The sequence below is a fragment of the Coleofasciculus sp. genome (assembly GCF_046565525.1).
Lineage (GTDB): Bacteria > Cyanobacteriota > Cyanobacteriia > Cyanobacteriales > Coleofasciculaceae > Coleofasciculus.
On record NZ_JBKHUP010000193.1, the window covers coordinates 1 to 7478 of the forward strand.

Annotated in this window: 3 protein-coding genes; all 3 read right to left on the minus strand. The window is 45.0% G+C overall.

Features of this window, described 5'->3' with window-relative positions; genetic code table 11:
• Window positions 1-340: 340 nt before the first annotated feature.
• Window positions 341-787: a hypothetical protein gene (locus tag ACLGGO_RS34555; protein WP_446422704.1), complete on the minus strand. Its 447-nt coding sequence runs from the start codon at window positions 785-787 to the stop codon at window positions 341-343.
• Window positions 788-1017: 230 nt separating this feature from the next.
• Window positions 1018-2811: a protelomerase family protein gene (locus ACLGGO_RS34560; RefSeq protein WP_446422705.1), complete on the minus strand. Its 1794-nt coding sequence runs from the start codon at window positions 2809-2811 to the stop codon at window positions 1018-1020.
• Window positions 2812-3054: 243 nt separating this feature from the next.
• A partial coding sequence (locus ACLGGO_RS34565) for a CHAT domain-containing protein (RefSeq protein WP_446422706.1) occupies window positions 3055-7478 on the minus strand: 4424 nt, incomplete at its 5' end.

Here is a 7478-nt window from a genome sequence, read left to right on the forward strand (position 1 = left end):
GTGAAGAAATGGGCTTAAATCCTTGTCTGGTAAGGTTTCTGCTATTCGCAATCACGCCTTTTGTGAGAAATGCGGGATCTGGGGGATACAAGAATATCAGGAAGTGCAATCGCCTTTTGAAAACCAGTTTCAAAAAACCAACAAGCAGTAAGCAGACACAATATTAACTTGACTGATGACACCAGCAAAATTGTTGTCACAGTGACATAAGAACTGATTATCGAGAATTTTGGCGATCGCACTCCCGCTCTCCGAAATGGAAGCGCAGCAAAGACACGCTAGTTACGGTGTTTATTACTATTGCCCAGAAATAGATAATGATAAGAAGTCGCCGCGCAGGTTAGACTTGTAGTTTCTTGTCCTGTGGGCGATTTATTAAGAAAAGTTCGTAGTTAAATTCTTCTGGGATATCACTAGGCGGCGTTGTTGTTCCAATGTCATAAGAGGTAAAAAGAATGGGGATTATTTGAGTTTCTCGTATAGGAGTCCAAAGCTTTATATAATTCTCCCAACCGGATGAATAGTGAAAGGTTTCACAGAAAGCTTGAAAATCGATTGGGAATGTGTCTAATGAAGGGGTAACGCACAGCGCTGTATAGTTTCCAGGACAATCCTCTTTGACTTTAGACATAGTTTCCGATAAGATATCAGAAACTATGCTAGGTGAATGGTTAAATAGTGCAAAGAAAAGTTTTTTAGTCCGGGTGAGAATTTGCTCTTGCTGTGATTTTTCTTTTTGCTGTGATTTTCCGCGCTGTCTTTTTTTTCTTTTTTTTGCCTTTCCCATTTTAGGTTTCCTTGACTTAGATAGAGTGTCAGTCCAGTCCAATGCCAAAAACAACAAAAATTGTATTAGCCGCTGATCCAGGAGCAAGTATCTCGAAGATGCTTTGATTTGGCATTGTTACAAGGGGGTGCGATACGTCAGAGCAGTCAAGAAGCAGTCAAGAAAGGACACTGCCATAAGCTTTCGGCACACTCACGAGTGCGATCGCATTCTTGAACTCCCTGACCGGATCAAGATTCCAACTGGATAACCTCTTCAATTTTAGGGGCGAATCTGCCCTTGGAGTTATGGGTGGGAGTAAGTTGATGTTGGGCATGGTGTTGGTTAAGGTCAGCTTCTCGTTGCTGCAAGACCCGCTCAATCAAGGCTTGATTGCGCTTGGTAATCTTCTTCAAAGGTGAGACGCCGATGAACCATTTATCGGGTTGAGGATGATGAGGATCATTATTGAAGTCCATGATGGCGTCGATCGCCCTATTTACATAAGCCTCGGAAACCTCGGAACTCCGTTGTTTGGGTTCTCTTTGAGCAGATGAGGGGAAAGTAGGTGCTTCTTGGGGTTGGGGTTTGGAAGTTTTAGCCGCTGGTGCTGGTTGTTCGAGGTGATCTGTGAGTCGATTGAGAGCGGCTGTAAGTTGAGTGATAGCGTCAACAGGGACAGTTTCACTCGTTTCCTCTGACCGGCTTTGTAGGTCTGGTTCTACTGCTGGAGATGATTCCTGGTGTTCTTGGAGGCGTTGAGAAATGGTAGTTTCAACGTATTGGGGTTCGACCTCTAGTTGTTGAGCCAAGCGAAGCGTGATATCTGCTAGCTTGAGCACAATCGAGAGAGTGTCCTTTTGATTGGGAGCATTGAGGGTTTCGGAGAATGAGGCGAGACGAGTGCGATCGCCTTGATAAACCCTCATCTGAACAATTTTATCGTTTTCGGGTACTCTTATAGGTTCAACCTCGTCTTGGAACTTATCTAGGACTTTAACTCCAGGTTCTCTTAGTTTCACGCCCTGGCGTTTGCCATTGTATTGGGCAACCACGTTATCCGCCATTTGATAGTCTAAGTAGTGCATGGCGGCATCGCTTCGCCCTTTCTGGGATTTGTGTCCGTTGATGGCTTTGACAAACACAAAGTCTTTTACTTTTGCAGGGCAATAGTAGAAGGTAGCGATCGCGTCATACACCGCTCTCAATCGCTGAGTGTTAACCTGCTTTTCGCCATTGAGTCGTTGCAGAGTCGGTACTAAGTCTTTAAAGTGCATAATCACATGGTCGCGCACCCCATTTTTATAAGATTGAATTTCATTGTCATTCAGGTCACTGGCATCGAAGATTGAGCGGAGTATGGAGTAACCTTCTAGAACTTTATCAGCTTCAATCAGAGTGGGCATTTCATAGACTCGTTCCTCTCCCCTGGTCTTCGCTTGTCCTTGAACCATGATTACAGTAAATTTGCTTTTTGGTTCTAGAACAGCATCTCGTAAAGCTTCCACAGGACGTAAGCCTGCCAGCAGGCACAAGGAAGCTCCCAAATCTCGGTAATTGCAGAAATCTCCCTTACGATGAGAGGTTATGGCTAATTCGAGTAACTCTCGTCCCTTAGCAATAATGGCGTCTGGATTGTCAATGTAGGCGACATTACTGTGCTTATACTCCAGGGCTTCGCCGTGGAGGGCATTGTTTTTATCTTTGATCTCCTGGGGGGTGTCCACCAACAGCAGGGCGATATGTACAGGCTCATGCTTGGTTGGATGTGAAACACTGTTGGCTTGAGTGAGCCGTCCTGAAGAGGGCGAAAAATGAATCTTGATGGCTTTGTGGAGGCGGCTGAAACAGTTTTTGAGGCTGGATTCTCCAACGTGTTGGAGGTATTGCTCCGTCAGGCGTGAGCGCAATTGGAGGAGTTGATCATAGTCGGAGCGGGTCAGCCCTTCTATAGAGTGTAATGCCTCATCGATAAGTTGTGCCTCCCATTGAGCGGGTTGTCTGCCTTTGCCCCAAAGGTTTTGGTCTAACCAATAAAAAGTCATATACTCGTACCCCTTGCTTACCTATACTTATTATCCTATACTTATACTTATAATTCAAGGGTGCAAGTATAAGAAAGCGCGAAGGGGTAGAGGATGAAAATGGGGGTGTACATTGTACACCCCTGGGTGTTTTGGGAAATGGTGAGGTTGAGGGAGTGCGAGCGCCCCCGGTAGTCCCGGTTCAAGAGGATGCGATCGCTCCTGGGGGTGAGGTGTTGCCAATTCGCTCAAACAGCCAGATGTCTACCAAGGACTACCAATCATCGTAAACGCTGACCAAAAATAGGGATGAGACAAATCTTTATCTCCTATTTGTGCTAACTCTGGGGGTAAGGTAATACTCTCCCCACTCCCCAATAATTTCCCATCTTCTAACCGCACTTCTCCCCGAATCATCAAAAGTTGCGCCTGTCGCAGCGCTTCTGATTTAATCGGTGCTGTCTCTAACTGACGGTAAAATTCGGTCATTAATCCCAACGTCGCTTCATCACTGACATACCAGAGACTTCCCAGCGCCGATTTAACCCCAGCTTGTACCGCTAATCCCGCAAAGCCTAACTCCGCTTCCTCATCTCCCACGGCGGTGCGACAAGCACTTAGGACTAATAATTCCACTGGGGGTTCATACAACTTTAACTCACGCAGTTGATCAAGGCGTAGTTTAGTATCCCATAGCTGAATATAAGAATTTTCCAGGCGTCCCGATTTAAATTCACCATGAGTGGCTAAATGTACAATTCCAAAGGGTTGTAATTGACGTTGGGTTTTCAGGTTCTCCAGGGTAAAGTCTTGGTTAAGAAAGGATTCTCCTTGCCATATTTCTTGGGTAATCGCGGCTAGTTCTACGGGGACAGCTTTTAAGGGGTCAGCGTCGGTAAATTCAGACGCCCCCATTGCTAAAACTTGGAAGTCGTTAATATCGCGATAACGGGTATCGGTTAAGCTGATACTAGGCATTAAACCTGCACTGTATTTTTCAATCAGGAATTGTTCGCCATCGTGGAGAGCCAGTAAGGGAATGGAACGCAATCCTCCATCCATGATAAAGCTGAGATTTTGGATGCCTTGGGTTTGTAATTGGTCTTCAATGGGGGCAATTATCCATTGATAGAGTTGTTGGGCTGGGGCTAAATAACGGTCGGTACTACGTGTAATTGGATTAGTAATCGCACGGCGTAACTTCTGGGCTTCAGCTAAAACAGTAGCGCGAGTTGCACCAGGAATCGGCATGAAAATCGGTTCCCCGGTTGGTGTAACTACAACCAGTTGCAATTGGTCATTATTTTGGGGAATAGGATTGGTTAAAGAACCGGAATCTGGCGTAATTCTGGTGGGGTAAAAGACGGTATAAATCAGAGCAGGCTTTTGACCTGTGGCTGACTCAATATTGCTCAATGTTATCCGAATTTGCCCTAGTGTGTTAACGGAAGGATTGAAGAATCCCAGATATTTCTCAAATTCGCGGGTAAATAATTCTTCTAAGGGGAAACCTCGGCTTAAGAGTGTAACTGTTAAGGATGAGGGAGGATCAGCTTCGGGCAATACCCGTTGTAATTCTTGCAGGAAGTCTGGAGCGGTAATAATTGAAATAACACCTTGGCTATAGGGACCCAAAAAGGATTGGAAGGGTAAAATTGAGTTATTGGCGCTGGTTGTCAAGGCTCCCGCCGTACCGTTTATAGTCGCATCACCGACATCAAAGGATATTCCTCTGGCTCCACCATCGTGGCGAATTGTAATTGTTCCTTCACCTGCACCACCCGCCGTAGAAATGCTGGCAATGATGTTATTTTGGTCGGTAAATGTGCCAGTAGCTTGGAAGAATTGTTCTGTGGTAATGTCAACGGTTCCGCCTGTTCCTTCTGTACCCCCTTGGGCGTTAATTAGGGTAACTTGAATCCCATTTTCGGGGTCTAACTTGACAGTTCCGCCATTTCCTGATAAAGAACTGGTATCGATTTCTTGGGTAATGATGCGATCGCGTGCTGTAATGGTAACGTCTCCACCCCCTGTTTCTCCCGTCGCGATTAAGTCGCCGCTTTCCACTGCGCCTGTTTGACTTTCCAAGCTAATATTACCGCTACTACTGATGGTACTTGAAGCGTTGAGGGTTCCCGCCAATAGGTTATTCTCCGCCATCAGGGAAATCGTACCGCCTGCGCCAGTGGTAGAAGAGGAATCGAGAGTGGCTGCGATCGCGTCGATGGTATTTCCGGTTATAGTAATCATACCGCCATCCGTATCTATAGGAGATTGGAGTGCGATCGCGCCTCTTCCCGTTAGGCTGAAATTCCCGCCTGTGGTGGAGATGGCGTTATTTACGTTGAAACCATCGGCGAAGGTGAGGGAAAGACTTCCTCCCTGAGTGTTGATACTGTCATCTGAGGAGAAAACCAGATTACTCAGAGGATTAATATTTCCCGCGACAATATCCGCACCGCCGATAGAAAGGGTTTCGGGGAAGGTAATTTCTCCCGGAGTATTCAGAGTTAGACTATCGCCACCCTTGTCAGTTGAGCCAAATCGTATCGCGTCACTAATATTGATACGATTTCCAGCCGAGAGGTCAATTTTACCGCCACTCCCATTGGTAGAACTCGAATCAATTTCACTGGCGTTAATCTCGTCAGCCGCGTCAAGAACTATAGCGCCACCCGCGCCATTTTCTGAGGATGAGTTAAGGGTTCCGGCGCTAGTATCAATACTTCCATTACTACTGGTAATTGTAATATCCCCCCCAAAGCCTTCGCCAAAGCTTACACCTGCAAAGATATCTGCTTCGGCGATAATATCTCCACCTGCTTTAAACGTAATATTTCCGCCACTCCCTGTACCTGCGTCAGTTGCGGCTAAACCTGCTTTGACGGTGTTCAGGGTAATGCTACCTGCTGAAGCCTCAACAGTAATATTACCGCTTTGACCATCCACAGAAGATGTATCTAGAAAACCTCCAGTAGCATTAATACTACCCCTATTGCTGATCAGATTAATATCTCCACCACCTAATTCGCCAAATGAGTTGATATTACCTGTGATAATATCGTCACTCGCTTCCAGACTGACTGCACCACTTTGGCTACCAGAAGCTGTTGATAGAGTACCAGCGCTAGTGTTTATCACTCCGGCGCTGGTAGTGATGGTAATCTTGCCACTACCCTCAGCGCCAGGGGATTCTATTGTGGCGGTTATGATATCGTTTTCAGCCTCAAGGGTGATTGAACCACTATCACCATTATCTGAGGATGTAAATAAAGTGCCAGCGCTGGTATCGATACTTCCATCGCGGCTAGTTAAATTAATCTCACCACCTCCCAATATACCGGAAGAATTAATATCCCCCATCAAGATATCGCCATCAACATTGAGGGTAATAGAACCTCCTGTACCATTACCGGGACTACACTGCTCATCTGGGCTAGAACAGGAAAGTATTCCACCTATAGTATTGAGAATGGGATCTTTTTTACTATTATCAACTGTACCGTCAACCGTAAGATTGATATCACCACCATTGACAGAACCAAATGTTGATATATCATCAAATGTTAAGTTACCACCAGCCTTAACAGTGATATTGCCACCATTACCACCGTTGGAATTTGCTAAGATATCAATTACTTCAATATTTCTATCTGCTTCCAGAGTAATATCACCACCGTTACCATTAGTAGCGCTGGAGTTAGCGGAATTCACATGAGCAGCAATATTAATAGAGCCAGTTTCACTGATTATAGTAATCGAACCACCGTCAACTCCAGTATTGGCATTTTCTCCAATTCCTGTCGAAATCTCTCGAACAGAAATGTTCCCTTTGGCACTGATAGTAACATTTCCAGGATTATTAGTACCATTAGTAGCATTGATCAAGGCTTCACCAGCATTAATTGATCCCTCCTCACTGATAAATGTAACGTTACCACTATTGCCCCTAGATTCTACTCCTGGTATTCCTCCAGAAAAAGTCTCTACGCAAAATGCTGTGTTTGTACAATTAATTGAAATATCGCCTGTAGCCGTGAAAGTAATATCACTACCATTTTGGGGAGACCAAGACCTGAGAACGTCTCCTGTTAAAGTAATGCTACCACCTGCGGTTAGGCTAATTTCACCACCATCACCATTCATGTTGCCTGCTATAGTAGAAATCCCACCTGTGGAAATGTTACCTCCAGCCTCTAAATTTACGAAACCTCCATCACCAACCAAGTTGTCTGTTGTCAGCCTTCCTGTCTGAATGTTGCCTGTAGCATTTAAAATGACTGTAACACCATTCCTATCTTGCTCTGAATTATTAACATCACCTATCTGAATGCTTCCTGGAGGTAGGAATGATGGATTTCCAGGTGGGTCAAAAGTTGTTCCTTCTGCTGATGTTGGTACATTGGGAGCATAAAGTAAGGTATCTAATCCAGCCCTTAAAATAAGCGCTGGACTATTTCGTAAAATTTCAACATCTGGATCATTAGGATTTGGAGCTAACCCTATATCTGGATTATTGATTATTATCTCACCCCCAATGATACTTCCTGTTGCTTCTATCTTGAGAGAAGCTCCGGTGTAATCCCCGAATTCCACATCTCCATTAGCACTAATAATTGGGTCATTGATACTTCTAAACGTTCCAGGTTCTCCAGCTAAATTAAGTATTGAAAAGCCACCCCCACTAG